Annotated in this window: 13 protein-coding genes; 7 read left to right on the forward strand and 6 right to left on the reverse strand. The window is 36.5% G+C overall.

Annotated elements, in window-relative coordinates:
* Positions 1–12: 12 nt before the first annotated feature.
* Positions 13–1,002, reverse strand: coding sequence for a type I glyceraldehyde-3-phosphate dehydrogenase (locus ACJRPK_RS06745; protein WP_407139172.1), 990 nt, complete (start codon positions 1,000–1,002; stop codon positions 13–15).
* 31 nt (positions 1,003–1,033) lie between these two features.
* Positions 1,034–1,708, reverse strand: coding sequence for a DUF2461 domain-containing protein (locus ACJRPK_RS06750; protein WP_407139173.1), 675 nt, complete (start codon positions 1,706–1,708; stop codon positions 1,034–1,036).
* Positions 1,709–1,865: 157 nt separating this feature from the next.
* Between ACJRPK_RS06750 and epsC the strand changes: the two genes are divergently transcribed.
* A complete protein-coding gene (gene epsC / locus ACJRPK_RS06755; RefSeq protein ID WP_407139174.1) occupies positions 1,866–2,657 on the forward strand; it encodes a serine O-acetyltransferase EpsC in 792 nt (263 codons plus the stop codon).
* Complete coding sequence (gene cysM / locus ACJRPK_RS06760) at positions 2,657–3,550, forward strand: cysteine synthase CysM (protein ID WP_407139175.1); 894 nt, start codon at positions 2,657–2,659, stop codon at positions 3,548–3,550. The genes epsC and cysM overlap by 1 nt, the downstream gene beginning before the upstream one ends.
* A gap of 2 nt (positions 3,551–3,552) precedes the next feature.
* Here the strand turns inward: cysM and corA are convergent, their stop codons facing one another.
* Positions 3,553–4,632 carry a magnesium/cobalt transporter CorA gene (gene corA / locus ACJRPK_RS06765; RefSeq protein WP_407139176.1) on the reverse strand — a complete coding sequence of 360 codons (1,080 nt, stop codon included), beginning with the start codon at positions 4,630–4,632 and terminating at the stop codon, positions 3,553–3,555.
* Positions 4,633–4,784: 152 nt separating this feature from the next.
* On the opposite strand from corA, the gene recQ reads away from it, so the two are divergent.
* Positions 4,785–6,896, forward strand: a complete 2,112-nt coding sequence (gene recQ, locus ACJRPK_RS06770; protein ID WP_407139177.1) for a DNA helicase RecQ — start codon at positions 4,785–4,787, stop codon at positions 6,894–6,896.
* Here recQ and ACJRPK_RS06775 read toward each other — a convergent pair whose 3' ends face one another.
* On the reverse strand, positions 6,897–7,688 hold the full coding sequence (locus ACJRPK_RS06775) for a tRNA pseudouridine synthase A (protein WP_407139178.1): 792 nt from the start codon (positions 7,686–7,688) through the stop codon (positions 6,897–6,899).
* A gap of 145 nt (positions 7,689–7,833) precedes the next feature.
* Between ACJRPK_RS06775 and ACJRPK_RS06780 the strand changes: the two genes are divergently transcribed.
* The 3 genes from ACJRPK_RS06780 to ACJRPK_RS06790 all read left to right on the forward strand — a co-directional run bounded on the left by ACJRPK_RS06780 (position 7,834) and on the right by ACJRPK_RS06790 (position 12,234).
* Positions 7,834–8,211 carry a LysM peptidoglycan-binding domain-containing protein gene (locus tag ACJRPK_RS06780; RefSeq protein WP_148782177.1) on the forward strand — a complete coding sequence of 126 codons (378 nt, stop codon included), beginning with the start codon at positions 7,834–7,836 and terminating at the stop codon, positions 8,209–8,211.
* A 201-nt stretch (positions 8,212–8,412) separates the two neighbouring features.
* The gene (locus tag ACJRPK_RS06785) at positions 8,413–11,718 is read left to right on the forward strand and encodes a reprolysin-like metallopeptidase (protein WP_407139179.1); all 3,306 of its coding nucleotides are present in this window, start codon (positions 8,413–8,415) and stop codon (positions 11,716–11,718) included.
* 171 nt (positions 11,719–11,889) lie between these two features.
* The gene (locus tag ACJRPK_RS06790) at positions 11,890–12,234 is read left to right on the forward strand and encodes a hypothetical protein (RefSeq protein ID WP_407139180.1); all 345 of its coding nucleotides are present in this window, start codon (positions 11,890–11,892) and stop codon (positions 12,232–12,234) included.
* A 2-nt stretch (positions 12,235–12,236) separates the two neighbouring features.
* On the opposite strand, the gene cmk is transcribed toward ACJRPK_RS06790, so the two are convergent.
* On the reverse strand, positions 12,237–12,938 hold the full coding sequence (cmk, locus tag ACJRPK_RS06795; RefSeq protein WP_407139181.1) for a (d)CMP kinase: 702 nt from the start codon (positions 12,936–12,938) through the stop codon (positions 12,237–12,239).
* Between the two features lie 272 nt (positions 12,939–13,210).
* On the opposite strand from cmk, the gene ACJRPK_RS06800 reads away from it, so the two are divergent.
* Positions 13,211–14,248 carry a rod shape-determining protein gene (locus ACJRPK_RS06800; RefSeq protein WP_407139182.1) on the forward strand — a complete coding sequence of 346 codons (1,038 nt, stop codon included), beginning with the start codon at positions 13,211–13,213 and terminating at the stop codon, positions 14,246–14,248.
* 86 nt (positions 14,249–14,334) lie between these two features.
* Here ACJRPK_RS06800 and lon read toward each other — a convergent pair whose 3' ends face one another.
* Positions 14,335–16,785 carry an endopeptidase La gene (gene lon / locus ACJRPK_RS06805; RefSeq protein WP_407139183.1) on the reverse strand — a complete coding sequence of 817 codons (2,451 nt, stop codon included), beginning with the start codon at positions 16,783–16,785 and terminating at the stop codon, positions 14,335–14,337.
* Positions 16,786–16,865: the final 80 nt, after the last annotated feature.

Raw genomic sequence — 16,865 nt, forward strand, 5'->3', positions numbered from 1 at the left:
ATAATATTTTATCTAAATTTCTTTTAGCTGCCTGATCATTTGACTGGTAAAACCCCACTCATTATCATACCAAATCATAAGTTTTACCAAATCTCCATCGACAACTCTTGTCATGGATGCATCCACAACAGATGCGTACGTGTTTTGTTTAATGTCTGAAGAAACTATAGGTTCGTGCGTGACATCCAATACTTCTGCATATCGGTCAGTTGTAGCTTCTTCCTGTAAAATTTTATTTATTTCTTCCGGACTGGTACTACGGGATGCAATAAAAGTAACATCACTTACCGATCCAACAGGAACAGGTGTTCGTATAGCTACCCCATCAAACTTACCTTCAAACTCTGGCAACACTTTTGTCGTGGCAATTGCTGCTCCTGTTGAAGTCGGTACTAGATTGATCGCTCCTGCTCTACCCATTCGTGGGTTTTTCTTTGATGAACCATCTACCAATGATTGTGAAGCTGTGTAGGCGTGGATTGTATTCAAAATGGCTTTTTGAATTCCAATTCTTCTTCCTAAAATCTCAACTACGGGACTTATGTTATTGGTGGTGCAACTGGCACAGGAAAAAATCGCAGTTTTTCCTTCTGTGGTATTCACACCGTGAACAACCATCGGAGTATCTTTACTCTTAGTGGGTCCAGAAATAATAACATTTGTAGCTCCGGCATGTATGTGTTTTTCGGCGTCCTCTCTTTTTGTGAAAAAACCGGTACTTTCAATTACAATGTCGACGGCATTTTCTTTCCAAGGAAGTTGGGCGGGATCTTTTTCATTGAAAAAATGAATTAAATGCTCACCGACTTTCAGCTTATCGTTGGCTACACTTACCTCTTTATCATAAATACCATACACGCTATCATATTTGAGTAAGTAGCTAGCAGATTCAATTGGCATAAGATCATTAACAGCAACAATCTCGCAGTCAGTATCTTCCATTAATATTTTGAGAGCAGCTCTTCCAATTCTTCCAAATCCATTTATTGCAATTCTTTTCATAGTAATCATTTTAATTTTTAATATGTATATCCTAAATCAAGGGTTCCCCATTTAAATCCGTGGTCAAAACATCACTCATATAATCAAAAAAAGGTCGTAATAATTCATAATGATATATAATATTGTCAGCGAAGTCTGGAGCCAAAACTTCCTCATCTGTAAAAGCATGAGAAAACACAAACGATTTATTACGAATTAAATCAATAGCAGGATGGTCCTTACTAAATCCTTTTGGTGCAGTTTTAACCTGATTCAATGTGCTAAACCCACCAAAGGCTTTCTTAAAATCTTTTTGCTCCAATATTTCACGGATTTCACTATCATCTAAAGCAAATTCCTTTCGAATTCTTAAAAGATCTTGAGGATTAGGGTTAAAAAATCCACCTGCAACTCGGCTGTTACCAGCTTCAATACGTAGATAATACCCACCACGTCTTTGCAAACCAGCTCTGCTAAAACTTGCACTGCGATGAATATTATAAGGTGTTTTATCTTTACTAAAGCGTATATCTCTGTTTATCCTAAAAATTTTGACTTTTTCAATCTCATCCTTCTCATTGAGTTTTTCCTTAATTGTTTCGTAAAATCTTTTTAAGTGTGTTTCCCCGTCTTTATAACGCGTCTTATTTTCGGACATCCAGTCCCTGTCATTATTTTTTTTTAGATCTTTTAGGAACGAGAAAATTGACTCGGGTACTTGTTGCATAGAGGGTATCTTTGACCTAAAAATACTAAAAACTAGCTTTTAAATTCACTATTAACGAAACTTTAAAGTAATGATAGCTTCCCATAAGGTTTTATGGATTAATCAAACAGAATTGTGAAGATTATCTATATCTTTACTGTTTAAGATATTGTCTAATATGACTGAAGAAAGAGCCGCAATAATAGCCAAAATACAGGAACAAAAGAAAAATCCGAATTTAAAATTAAAATTAAAAGAGAAGACGGAGTATTTCACCAATCTTTTGTTTTATACACTCTTTGATACGGATACAGAAGTTGCAAAAAACGTAAATCTTTTGGAAAACACGTTTGAAGAACTTGTAGACCTGGCTTGTTGGGAAATTGAAAAACCTTGTAGTAAAATTTGGCAATCCTATCTTGAGTGTTTACCTACAATTTTGACAAAGTTGAATTGGGATGCTCAGGCATTTATGAAAAATGATCCTGCTGCAAACTCTATTGAAGAAGTTTATATGGCGTATCCGGGTTTTTATGCCATTGCCATCTACAGATTGAGTCATCAGTTACTTAAATTTGGTCTCCCCTTAGTCCCTAGGCTAATGACAGAATATGCACATCGATTGAGTGGAACGGATATTCATCCAGGAGCCACGATTGGAGATTCATTTTTTATTGATCATGCTACCGGAATAGTAATCGGTGAGACGGTAATAATCAAAGATCACGTTAATATGTATCAAGGCGTGACTCTGGGTGGGCTCTATGTGAACAGGAAACTTCGAAATACTAAGCGACACCCAACGATTGAAAATAATGTGACTATTTATGCTAATGCTACGATCCTAGGTGGTGACACGGTAATAGGCACCAATAGTATCATTGGCGGAAATACATGGATAACAAGTTCGGTTCCCGAAAATTCAATTATTTCAAATACTTCAGAAATAAAGATTAAAAAAGCATTATAATGGCTGATACTATTTTAAACTTGATCGGAAATACTCCCCTGATTAAAGCTACTTCCTTAATTTCTAATCCAAACATTTCTCTATTTCTAAAGCTGGAAGGTCATAATCCGGGAGGTAGTGTAAAAGATCGAGCTGCATATAATATGATTAAATCTGCTTTGGATCGTGGCGAAATTGATTCGACTTCTAATCTAATTGAAGCTACCAGCGGAAATACGGGCATTGCCCTTGCTATGATTGCCGGAATTTTTAAGCTTTCGATCGAATTAGTTATGCCGGAAAATGCTACGAAAGAAAGAGTGCAAACAATGCGAGCCTATGGTGCCAAGGTTACCCTGACATCAAAGGATATTGGGATTGAAGGTGCACGTGATTATGCTGAGTCAAAGGTCAAGAATGAAGGGTATATTATGCTCAATCAATTTGGAAATGATGATAACTGGAAAGCACACTACAAGACTACCGGACCCGAAATTTGGCGAGATACTGATGGTGCTGTCACACATTTCGTTTCTTCAATGGGAACTACAGGAACTATTATGGGAACGTCTACTTTTCTCAAAGAACAATCCAAAGATGTTCAAATTGTAGGTGTACAACCCACAGATAATTCAAGCATACCGGGAATCCGTAAATGGCCTAAAGAATATTTACCAAAAATTTTTAACCCGAAAAAAGTTGACCAGGTAATCGAGGTTAGCGAAAAAGAAGCAGGCGAAATGGCAAGACGACTAGCCAAAGAAGAAGGCGTGTTCTCAGGTATGAGTAGCGGTGGCGCAGTTACAGCAGCTCTAAAATTAGCTGATACGTTAGATCGCGGAGTTATTGTTGCTATAATTTGCGATCGGGGTGACCGCTATTTAAGTTCAGATTTATTTGCTAGCGATAGCTAACCTTACAACCATTTTTTTCTTTTAAAATAATATAACAATCCTATAAACACAAGTATCATAGCTCCCCAGAGATAAAAATAACCATACTTAAGTTTTAACTCCGGTATATAGTCAAAATTCATCCCATAAATCCCTGCCATAAAAGTCAACGGTATAAATATTGAGGCCATAATGGTCAATACTTTCATGACTTCATTCATACGGTTACTAATAGTGGTCATATACATATCCATAAGACCCCAAATCATCTCTCGATAGATGTCAATGTTTTCTGAAACTTGTATGATATGGTCATACAGATCCCTCAAATAATTTTGAGTTTTATCTTCAATTAGCGGCGTATCCAAACTCTCTATACGATGAATTACTTCGCGTAACGGAAAAACAGATCTTCTAATCTTCAAAATTTCTTTCTTTAGATCTTGTATCTCATAAGTAAGTCCGTCGTTTGTGGTTTGTGAAAATAAGGTATCCTCCAACACTTCTATCTTATCCCCCATAGTATCGATAATAACAAAATAATTATCTACCACAGCATCAAGTATTGCAAACATTAAATAGTCTGCACCTGCAGAACGAATTCTTCCTTTTGCATTCGCAATACGATCTCTTAAAGAATCAAAGACATCACCATCGGCCTCTTGAAAGGTAAGGACAAAATCTTCTCCCAAGACTAAACTCATATGTTCAGCTACAAATTCGTTATCCTCGTTGAAATAGAGCATTTTGAAAACAATAAAAAGATAATTACTGTATTCGTCAATTTTAGGTCGTTGTTGTGTTGAAACGATATCCTCCAAAATCAAAGGATGTAAATCATAATGTTGTCCAAGCTTTTCAATTTCATTTATCGCGCTCAGTCCATTTACATTTATCCATGAGATATGTTCTGTTCCTTTAAAATCAAAAGCATCTTCCACGGTTTTGGAATCTTTTCTTCCATAAAAATTTGCATTATAATTTATGACTTCAACAACCACATCTTGTGATTCTTTCTCTCCCGTATACACCAAAGCACCGGGAATTTGATTAAGATGCGTTACTTTCTTCTTTCTTTTTTTATGCTTAGGCTTTCTCATCATTTATCCAAAATATTATGTTTAAACTAAGGATAGCGTAAACTTAGTAAAAGAATTTATATGATTTTACACTACTGATTGCAAGTTCGGGATTTTAAATAAATTTCGAATTCCTTTCTTTAGAATGTGTTCAAATTTTGTTCCTTTGCGCACCTATGCCAGAATTAAAAAAAATCAAAGAAACTTTAAAAGAATACTTCGGTTACGAAAGTTTTAGACCGCTACAAGAAAAGATTATTTCTTCCGTTTTTAAAGGAGAAGATAACCTTGTAATTATGCCTACGGGTGGAGGTAAATCTATTTGTTTTCAGTTACCTGCCTTACTCCTTCCAAACATTACCATCGTAATTTCTCCTTTGATAGCCTTGATGAAAGATCAGGTCGATGGACTCGTTGCAAATGGGATACCAGCAGCCTATTTGAACAGTAGTCAAAAAGAATCAGAGCAAACTTTAATTTTTAAACAATTAAAGGAAAAAACATTAAAGCTATTATACGTTGCACCAGAAAGTCTATCCTTTTTACAGGAAGAATTATCTTCTATTCCTATCAGTTTAATCGCCATTGATGAAGCGCATTGTATTTCATCCTGGGGACATGATTTTCGTCCTGCCTATAAACAATTGGGATACTTGAAAAATAAATACTCCGGAGTTCCGATAATCGCATTGACAGCTACAGCAGACAAAGCCACACGTGCAGATATCTGTAATCAACTTAATATACCGCATGCAACGCAACACTTGGCTTCATTTGACAGACAAAATTTGGCTTTAGAAGTACGGCCTGCAAATAAACGAATTGATCAAATTGTAGATTTTATCGATTTACATTCTGATAGCAGCGGAATTGTATATTGCTTGAGCCGTAAAACTACCGAGGAATTGGCTGGGAAACTTGAAGCGAATGGATTCAAGGCTTCGGCTTATCACGCGGGAATGTCACATGAACAACGATCAAAAGTTCAGGAAGATTTTGTTAATGATACATTACCTATTGTCTGTGCAACCATTGCCTTCGGTATGGGGATCGATAAATCGAATGTACGTTGGGTAATTCATTACAATTTACCTAAAAATCTGGAGAGTTATTATCAAGAAATAGGGAGAGCAGGACGTGACGGACTCCCCTCCTCTACACTACTGTTTCATAGTTACGCCGATATTATCCAGCTCCAGAAATTTAATACGACATCGGGTAATAAGGAAGTACAAGAAGCCAAGTTGGAACGAATGAAACAATACGCCGAGGCACTTACCTGCCGACGTAAAATATTACTTAGTTATTTCGGAGAATTAATCGAAGAGGATTGTGGAAACTGTGATGTTTGCAAGAACCCTCCTGATTTTATAGATGGTACGCTACTGGCACAGAAAGCCTTATCGGCGGTTGCTCGGCTTAGAGAAAGTGAACCCATAGGTACAGTTATTGATGTGATTCGAGGTGCCAAGAATGCAGTTGTCTTGGATCGAAACTACCAGCAACTTACCGTGTATGGTATCGCCAAGGAAATTTCATGGTTGGATTGGCAATACTACTTTATACAATTAATGAACCTTGGGTATATTGAAATCGCTTTTCATCAAAAAAACCGACTCAAACTTACTGCATTATCCAAGAAAGTCCTTTTTGAGAAAGAACAGGTACAATTAGCAAATCTGGCTAGCATAAAAGAAAAAGAGCAGCATAACACATCGGCAACTAAATTAAGAGATGCCACGAGCCTGTTTGAGCGACTGCGGTCACTGCGTTTATCTTTGGCAAAAAAGGCAGCTATTCCTGCATATCAAATTTTTAATGATGCTACCTTAAAAGAGATGGAACAAATACGTCCAACAACAGATGCAGAGTTCATGCAAATTAATGGGGTTGGAAGACAGAAAATGCAGGATTACGGTTATGATTTTATAAAAGAAATAAGAGCATTTACTGTAAAAAAGAAACCAAAGAAAAAGAAAAAAAGTAACACTTTAGGAGAAACCTTAACCGCGTATCGAGAAGGTCTAACTATTCCTGAGATGGCTCAAGAACGAAAATTAACCGAGAGTACCATTCTTTCACATCTCCTTAAGCTTTCTGAAGCAGGAGAAACGATTCGTTATCGAAGCTTAGTTGATTCGGCAGATTTTGAAGCAGTCAAAAAAGCACAAACTGAACTAAATAATCCGGATACGTTGAAGGCTTTTTATGAGTATTTTGAAGAGGCTATCCCCTATAATGTGATAAAAGTTGCGCTTGCTGCCCTTAAACAGGATGATATGCAATAATTATATAGCATCTAAAAATTCAACAGAATTAAGCATTAAACCCGATCCGGGTGCTATGTGTTCTAACGGAATGCGATCCAGCTCAGGATTGAGGGTGCTTTTTATAAACGCTATATCGATTTTTCCTGAGCCTACATCTAACAGAGCGCCCATCATCAACCGAATTTGATTCCTTTTAAATCCCAATCCTTTGACTCGAAGCATATAACTATCTTCAGGGAAAAAATTGGCGGTATAGATATCGTTTCTTACTATTTCGCATACCTCAATAGATCCACTTGTAACCGTATCCTTGGTAGGACGATGGCAATAGCTTCTAAAATCGTGGTTTCCTTCAAATAACTTAGCCGCTTCTTGCATTTTCTGGATATCCAACTGGCTTTTATAATAAAGCATAAAAGGGGCGCAAAAAGGGTGAAACTTTTCACCAAAGGAGAAAAAATAAATATACTCTTTTAATTTTGGGTGCTGAATGATATTAAAATTCGCATCTGTCTCTTTTACGGATAGCGCACGAATGTCCTGAGGAAGATTAGCATTAAATTCCTCAAAAAAATCAGACTGAAGGTCTTCATTATCCACAAAGAGTTCTACAAATGTGCAGTTAGCAGAGACTTTGGCATCTGTTCTTCCTGAAGCTAAAATTTTAAAATTTGTATGTCCTAAAACATAAGCCACAGTTCTCTCGGTCATGCGTTGTAATGTATTTACCTTAGGCTGTTTCTGCCACCCATGGTATCTAAAACCCAAATATTGTAATTCTATAATATAATAGTATCGCTTACGGAACATATTTAACTCTAGTTTTTAAACCGAATATAGATAAATTTTGTACTTCATCGATAATTTAATCTTTTTTGTATAAATTTTCACATACACCATATATTTATAACATTATATTTGATAGTATACTATTATTAACTCTAAATTTATAAAAATGGTTAAATCAAAATATCAAGAAGTTTTAGACTTGGGAGAACAATTAAATGTTCAAAATGGCGATGTGCAGGAAGAAAATGGAGTTTTAAAAATTAATGGAACCACACAAACACAGTATGAAAAAAACATACTTTGGGATAAAATAAAACAAATTGGAGGCGAAAATCCATCAGATATACAGGCTGACATAAAAGTAGCTGACTCCTCTATATATCATAAACATACAGTGAAAAAAGGAGAGTCTTTAAGTAAAATTGCAAAACACTATTATAAGGATCCCATGAAATATACGGCTATTTTTGAGGCAAATCGTTCGATTCTCAAAAATCCCGACGTAATTCATCCTGACCAGGAGTTAATTATTCCTAATATTTAAAATTGAAAAAATTGTTTAATGAAAAGACCGCGAAATTCGCGGTCTTTTTTTGTCCTATATTCAAATAAGTATGGGAAAACCGTAGTTTGATTGAGAATATCGTATAATTATATAATTTTAACTTACAATAATCCAATAAATTAAGTATTAACTTGCTTTATTTATATATTTGCAGTCTACAAACACAAACTTTCACAAATAATGAAAACAAAATTATCTTTTTTAACAATTTTGTTCCTTGTAAGTATTGGCTTTTCCCAAGTCAATCCATGGAACAGAGTTCAAAGCTCTAGAAATGCTACTCAGGGAGTTAATCAGGAAGTACCAGGAAATTTATTGTTCAGCTTGGATATTGAACAAATGAATACCATGTTACAAGATCTGCCAATACGTGGCAAATCTTCGAATCGACCTTCGGCAATCGTTCAATTCCCAAATGCTACAGGGGAGTTAGAGTCGTATAGCGTCTTAGAAGCGCCGGTAATGCATCCCGATTTGGCTGCAAAATATCCTAATATTAAATCATATGCAGGTCAGGGCTTGGATGATCAAAGTAAAACGATACGGTTTAGTATATCTCCTAATGGTTTGCAAAGTATGCGATTAGGTGGAAATTCTGATGCCGTATTCATAGAACCATTTACTGCCAATGGTGTCTATTCTGTATATCAGAGAAAAGACAAACCAGCGACTTTAAATAATCTTAGATGTATGGTAGAGGAAAAAGAATCTACACAACGTGCTTCTAATATGACGAGGAATGCTGATGATAGTACCTTACGTACGTATCGATTGGCTGTTTCTACCAATGGTGAATACACACAGTTTCACGGAGGTACAAAGGCCGGAGCTATGGCAGCAATTAATGCAACTATGACTCGTGTTAATGGAGTTTTTGAAAATGATTTTGCTGTAACCATGGTGCTTATCGCAAATAACGATGCTGTTGTTTACACAAATGCAAGTACAGATCCGTATGGAGGTAACTTTAACAGTGAATTACAATCCACATTGACAAGTGTGATCGGAGAAGCAAATTATGATATCGGACATTTGTTTGCAAAGGCAGGTGACAATGGTAACGCTGGCTGTATCGGTTGCGTATGCGTCAATGGAAGCAAAGGAAGTGGATTTACTTCTAGAAGTACGCCACAGGGAGATGCTTTTGATATCGATTATGTTGCTCACGAGATTGGTCATCAGTTTGGAGCAAACCACACCTTTTCTTTTCGTAACGAAAGTACGAATGCCCACTTTGAGCCTGGTAGTGGTTCAACAATAATGGGATATGCAGGAATCACAGGAGCTACCGATGTGCAGCAAAATAGTGACCCCTATTTCCATTTCTTTTCTATACAACAGGTAACCAATTACGTAAAAAGTACTTCTTGTCAAATAAACACTGCAACCGGAAATGCAATTCCAGTGGTTAATGCTGGTGCCGATTATACGATTCCAAGAGGCACTCCATTTGTATTAACCGGTCAGGCATCTGATGCTAATGGTGATAGCCTAACCTACTGCTGGGAGCAGGCTGACGAAAACAATGCTGCTACTACGTATCCAAGTGTTAACGGAACTACAGGTGTTGCCTTTAGATCTAATAATCCTACTGCCTCTAATCAGCGTTATTTCCCTAGATTATCAACAATCAAGACAGGGGCTACCTCTTGGCAATGGGAAGCCGTTCCAAATGTTACCCGAGCACTCAACTTTAGATTGACAGTTCGTGATAATAAAGTAGGTGGCGCAGGAAATAATAGTGATGATATGAGAGTAAATGTTACTGCAAATGCAGGACCATTCCTCCTTACATCACCAAATACCGCAGTTAGTTGGTCAGCTGGATCTACGCAAACAATTACTTGGGATGTGGCAGGAACTACTGCTAACGGAATTAATGCGGCTAATGTGGATATCCTATTGTCAACTGACGGAGGAGATACCTACACGCAAACACTTGCAACCGCTGTTGCCAATGATGGTTCACACGCGATTACAGTTCCAAATGTTCAAGGTACTCAAAATAGAATAATGGTACGCGGATCAGGAAACATCTTTTTTGATATTTCCAATACCAACTTTACCATTACTGGTGGCTCTAGTGATACACAAGCACCTACCGCTCCTACGAGTTTAGTAGCGAGCAATATTACTCAGACAAGTGCAACGTTGAATTGGAATGCTTCCACAGATAATGTTGGTGTGACAGGCTATGATATTTATAATGGAACCTCGTTATTCGCATCAAGTACTACAAACTCTTTTGTAGTTACTGGTTTGACTGCTAACACTGCGTATTCCTTCAAAGTACAAGCAAAAGATGCTGCAGGTAATATTTCAGGAGATAGCAACACAGCTACTTTCAACACGCTACCCGGTACAGGTGGAAGTGGATGTACAGGGGGCTTTACAAGTTATCCTTATAATGAAAGTTTTGAAAATACTTTAGGTACCTGGACGCAATCAACAGCAGATAATATCAACTGGACAATTGATGCAAATGGTACGCCTTCATCCAATACGGGACCTTCTTCTGCTAGTAGTGGTACGTACTATATTTATTTGGAAGCTTCCGGAAACGGTACAGGCTATCCAAATAAAAAAGCAATTCTGACTTCAGGTTGTTTCGACCTAAATGGGTTAACTGCTGCTAATTTCAATTTTAAATATCATATGTATGGAGCGGCTTCCTTAGGAAGTTTAGCAATCGAAGTAAGTAACGATAATGGTTCAACATGGTCACAAGAATGGTTTAAATCAGGAAACCAAGGTAACAGCTGGCTAGATGCTACTGTAAATTTAACCAGCTATATAGGTTCCTCTATACAAATACGTTTTGTAGGTATTTCAGGTACAACATGGCAAAGTGATATAGCAGTTGATGCAGTTAGTCTGAGTTCTAACGTGGTGAATCCTCCATCGTGCACTGATGTAAATCTTAGTATTACATTTGATAACTATCCAGAAGAAACTAGCTGGCAAATTACCAATGCCTCTAGTCAGGTCGTTGCATCCGGTGGTACGTATGCCAGTCAACCAGATGGATCTACTATTGCATTAACTGAATGCTTAGATGCAGGAACTTATACATTTACCGTAAGTGATTCTTACGGTGATGGGATATGCTGTTCTTATGGAAGTGGTTCTTATTCATTAACTTCAGGAACAACTACACTCGCTTCGGGTGGAGCTTTTGGAGCATCAGAGAGCACTACATTTACCATAGGTGGGACTTCAAGAGGAGTATCTATAAATAATTTTGAAACAACTGAAGCTTTCAAAATTAGACTATACCCTAATCCTATACGTTTTGAGAACACAGTGAATGTCTCAACTAATGGACGTAATGGTAATTTCATTTTAAGAGATTTACTGGGTCGTACTATTAGTCAAGGTGCCTTAGAATCAAAGGTAATTGATGTATCAGAATTGGAATCAGGTTCGTACATTTTGACCTTATCAATAAACGGGAAGGTTTCAAACCATCAGATAGTCAAAAATTAAATAAAAGATGATAATTTTAAAAGTGGTTCGACAGCATGCTGTCGAACCACTTTTTTATTTTAAATAATTCGTAGAAAACCTATTTTCAACAACTTATATAAAAAATTAACATAAAATTTTGTATACATGTGGTAAAACCGTAATTTAGCATTTTGCCCTAATACTGATTCTATGATGAAAAAACTACTTATACTTTTACTTTTACTACCTACTATTCAATTTGCGCAGTGTTTATCAGACACTAAAGTGATTTATGAATATCGGGATCAAATAATTTTGAATGATGGTCTAGCTTATAAAGTTTTAGAAGAAAAACATTTTTATCAAATATCAGATCCATCTATTGCACAACATCAAGAGGTTGGGGATCTGGTTTTAAGATTGAATCGAGTGCTGATATTATGGAGTGAAGAACTTGATAAAACAAAACGATTAATAGAATGGGTAAGACCTTCTCAGACCTATTACCTCTGTACTGATTTTAAAGCAGACACTGTTGTAGCGAATAAATTATAGCTTTACCTTTCTTTTGTAGAAGCAGCTTGTTTCGCAAGTTCCAGTATTTTCTGGAATTGCTCATCCAAAGTCATATTAGAGTTATCGATGGTTATCGCATCCTCTGCTTTACGTAAGGGAGAATCTTTGCGGGTGCTGTCTATGTGATCACGATTTACCACATTTTTAAGCACGTCCTCATAGGACACTTGTTCACCACGCTCAGTAATTTCTTTATAACGACGTTCTGCACGATCTTTAGCAGTTGCCGTCATGAAGATTTTCAATTCAGCGTCCGGAAAAACCACGGTTCCAATATCACGGCCGTCCATTACAATGCCACGCTCTGCCCCCATTAATTTTTGTTGTTGAACTAATTTTTGTCGTACAAGAGAAATAGCTGCAATTTGACTTACATTATTAGAAACAGATAATTTTCGAATTTCATTTTCGACATTTTCGTTATTTAAAAGAACTTCCGCAATTCCCGTTTTTTTATTAAGCTTAAATTTTATATTAATAAATGGTAAATAGCGTTCTATCGCTTCTTGATTAAAATGTGAATCTTTTATGAAACATTTTCTCATTGCATACAGCGTAACTGCTCGATACATAGCACCTGTGTCTACATAAATATACCCTAAAGCCTTAGCCAGCTGCTTTGCTACTGTACTTTTACCAGTGGATGAGTGTCCGTCAATTGCTATAATTATCTTTTTTTCCAAACTTAAGTTGTTGTTTGTATAACTTCGTCAGTTAAGCATAGCCAGCTAACCAATCTTATATCTTTCACAAAAATATAAAGAATATGCATGCATTCTTACCAAGATTAAGCTTGTTTATTAACAGTACTGTAACCCTCATACAAACACCTTATAGACAGAGGGTTATACAATACACAACAATATCCCTTACTGCTTTACGTTATATATATTGATTATTAGAGTTTTGAACTTTAATAATTCAGGGAAACTTAACCTCAAAACTACTAGAACGTATGGGATTTTTTGATTTTTTAAATGAAAAAGTTGCAATAGATCTTGGCACCTCAAATACACTTATAACTTGCAATGGCAAATTAGTTGTTGCTCACCCCTCGATACTAGCAATTGATAAATTAACCGGAAAAATTCGAGCAGCAGGTAAAGAAGCAGGTTTAATGAGAGGTAAAATAAATGAAAACATAAAAACGCTTTACCCCTTTAAGGATGGAATGATTGCTAATTTTGAAGCTGCTGAAATGATGCTCTCCTCTTTTTTTAAGTTGGTAAAAATGCATCATTCTTCCTATTTCACTTCTTCCTACACTATGATAATATCTATTCCATGTGGAAGCACCGATGTAGAAATTAGAGCGGTAAAGGAATCTGCTAAAAGACTTAATGCAAACAAAATTTTGTTAATTCATGAACCTGTTGCTGCTGCGATAGGTAGTGGTATTGATGTCTTGCAACCCAAAGGTTCTATGGTGATCGATATTGGCGGTGGTACCACAGAAATTGCGGTGATATGTATGGGCAAAATTATTAGTGGTCAATCTGTAAAAATAGCTGGGAACACCTTTAATGAAAATATAGCCAACTACATTCGGGATTTTCACAATTTACATATTGGAGAAAGCACTGCAGAGGAAATCAAAATTAGCGTGGGTGCAGCTTCCGAAATTTTGGATACCATTCCGGAAAAAGAATTAGTTCGAGGTAGGGATGTCTTGAGCGGAAAACCAAAAGAGATCGAAATATCTCATCGTGATATTGCAAGAAGTATCGATCAATCTATACAGCAAATTGAGAATGCTATCATAGATACCTTGAGCACAATTCCGCCAGAAATATCTGCTGATATTTATGATAGTGGAATTTATTTGACAGGTGGTGGATCAATGCTTAGAGGTCTGGATTCTCGTTTGGCAAGAACTACAAATTTACCGGTTTGTACAGGTATTCATCCCTTAGAAGCAGTTGTTAAAGGTAGTGATATGGTTGTAAAAAATATAACCCAATACAACACCGTATTGGTCGAATCTTTGTCCTAATCATAGATTATATCTAATAAAAAAAGGTAGCATCAAAAAAACCGGTTTCTTAAAACCGGTTTTTTTTGATGCTAGTAAGCTAATTATTATAATGTCTTAGCATTTTTTACTTTCTCTTTTGTAAGTGCTGTTTGTAAAACTTCGCTCATTTCTTTAACATAATGAAACTTCAAGCCTTTCAGATATTCAGGTTTAATTTCATCGATGTCACGTCGATTATCCTCGCAAAGCATAATCTCTTTGATTCTAGCGCGCTTTGCTGCCAGGATCTTTTCCTTAATTCCTCCTACTGGCAACACCTTTCCTCTTAAGGTAATCTCTCCAGTCATAGCAAGACTTTTCTTCACTTTACGTTGTGTAAATAAAGACACCAAAGATGTAAGCATAGTAACACCTGCACTTGGGCCATCTTTTGGAGTGGCACCTTCAGGTACATGGATATGCACATTATATTTTTCAAAAATAGTAGGATCTATCCCTAGCTCATCTGCATTGGCTTTTATATATTCCATCGCAATTGTGGCGGATTCCTTCATTACTTTCCCCAAATTACCAGTAATTGTAAGGTTTCCTTTACCTTTAGAAAGAATAGATTCTATAAATAAAATATCCCCTCCAACACTTGTCCATGCCAACCCGGTTACGACTCCAGCTACATCATTATTTTCATATTTATCACGTTCTAGTTTGGGAGCTCCTAGAATCTCGATAATATCTTCATTTGTTACTTTGATAGTATATGCCTCTTCCATTGCAATACTCTTGGCAGCGTAGCGTACCATTTTAGCAATTTGTTTCTCGAGACCTCTTACCCCCGACTCACGCGTGTAACCCTCTACAATTTTTTCTAATTGTGCCTTAGCAATTTTGAGGTGACTTTTATCAAGACCATGTTCTACTAATTGTTTTGGTAACAAGTGCTGCTTGGCAATCTCAACCTTTTCTTCAATTGTATATCCGGTTACATTAATAATTTCCATACGATCTCTCAAGGCAGGCTGAATAGTGTTTAGACTATTAGAGGTAGCTATGAACATAACTTTGGATAGATCAAATCCCATTTCCAAAAAGTTATCATGAAATTCTGAATTTTGTTCAGGATCTAATACCTCAAGTAATGCCGATGATGGATCCCCTTGATTCCCTGCAGATAGTTTATCAATCTCATCCAAGACAAAAACAGGATTACTTGTACCAGCCTTTTTTAAACTTTGAATAATTCGTCCCGGCATTGCTCCGATATAGGTCTTCCTATGCCCTCTAATCTCAGCTTCATCACGTAAACCACCTAGTGAAATACGAACATATTCTCTACCCAGAGCTTCTGCTACAGATTTACCCAAAGAGGTTTTACCAACTCCCGGAGGTCCATATAAACACAAAATGGGAGATTTCATATCATTACGAAGTTTAAGTACCGCTAAGTACTCTATAATTCGCTTTTTAACCTCGTCAAGCCCATAATGATCTCTGTCAAGAATTTTCATTGCACGCTTGAGATCGAACTTATCTTTGGAGAATTTGTTCCATGGCAGATCCAAAAAGAGATCGAGGTAATTACGCTGTATAGAATATTCGGCCACCTGAGGGTTCATCCTGCGCATTTTGGAAAGTTCTTTCTCAAAGTGCTCCTTAACTTTTTTACTCCACTTTTTATCCTTACTACGCGTCTTCATTTCTTCAATCTCATCTTCGTGAGATACCCCACCAAGCTCTTCTTGAATAGTTTTCATTTGCTGGTGCAAGAAATATTCTCTTTGCTGCTTGCTCATGTCATGTTGAACCTTGCTTTGAATATCATTACGTAATTCAAGCTTCTGGAATTCAACATTCATATATTTTAGAGCAGACAATGCACGATCCTTCAGATCATTAATTTCTAAAATTTTCTGCTTTTCCCCGATCGGGAGATTAAGATTGCTCGATACAAAATTGATTAAGAACGAGTTACTCTCTATATTTTTAATAGCAAAAGAAGCTTCTGACGGGATGTTAGGACTTTCTTTAATAATTTCTAAAGCCAATTCTTTAATCGACTCAATGATTGCTCCAAACTCTTTACTTTCTTTGGCTGGTCGGGCTTCAGGGACCGCTGTAATCTTTGCTTTAATGTACGGCTCTTCCTGCAGTATATCAGAAATTTCAAATCGTTTTTTACCTTGCAGAATTACTGTGGTATTGCCGTCAGGCATTTTTAAAACTCTTAAAATTCGGGCAACAACTCCTATTTGATTGATATCGTTTGAAGTCGGATTTTCTATTTCTTCTTCTTTTTGGGATACTACTCCAATAGTCTTATTACCTAAATTAGCATCGTCCAGTAATTTAATTGATTTATCTCTTCCTGCTGTGATAGGAATCACAACTCCAGGAAAAAGTACCGTATTACGTAAAGGTAAAATGGGTAGAACTTCAGGAAGTTCTTCATTATTAATTTCTTCTTCGTCTTCAGGAGTCATTAAAGGGATCAACTCTGCATCTTCATCTATTCCTTGTAATGACAAACTGTCAAGCGTAGTAAATTTGGTTTTCGTCATATGTATATATCAAAGCCATTTTGTCACTAAGTAAAAATGGCATTATTTATAGTTTCTAATTATCTTCTCAAAACTTGTCA

The organism is Aquimarina sp. 2-A2, assembly GCF_045505135.1.
Taxonomy (GTDB): Bacteria; Bacteroidota; Bacteroidia; order Flavobacteriales; family Flavobacteriaceae; genus Aquimarina; species Aquimarina intermedia.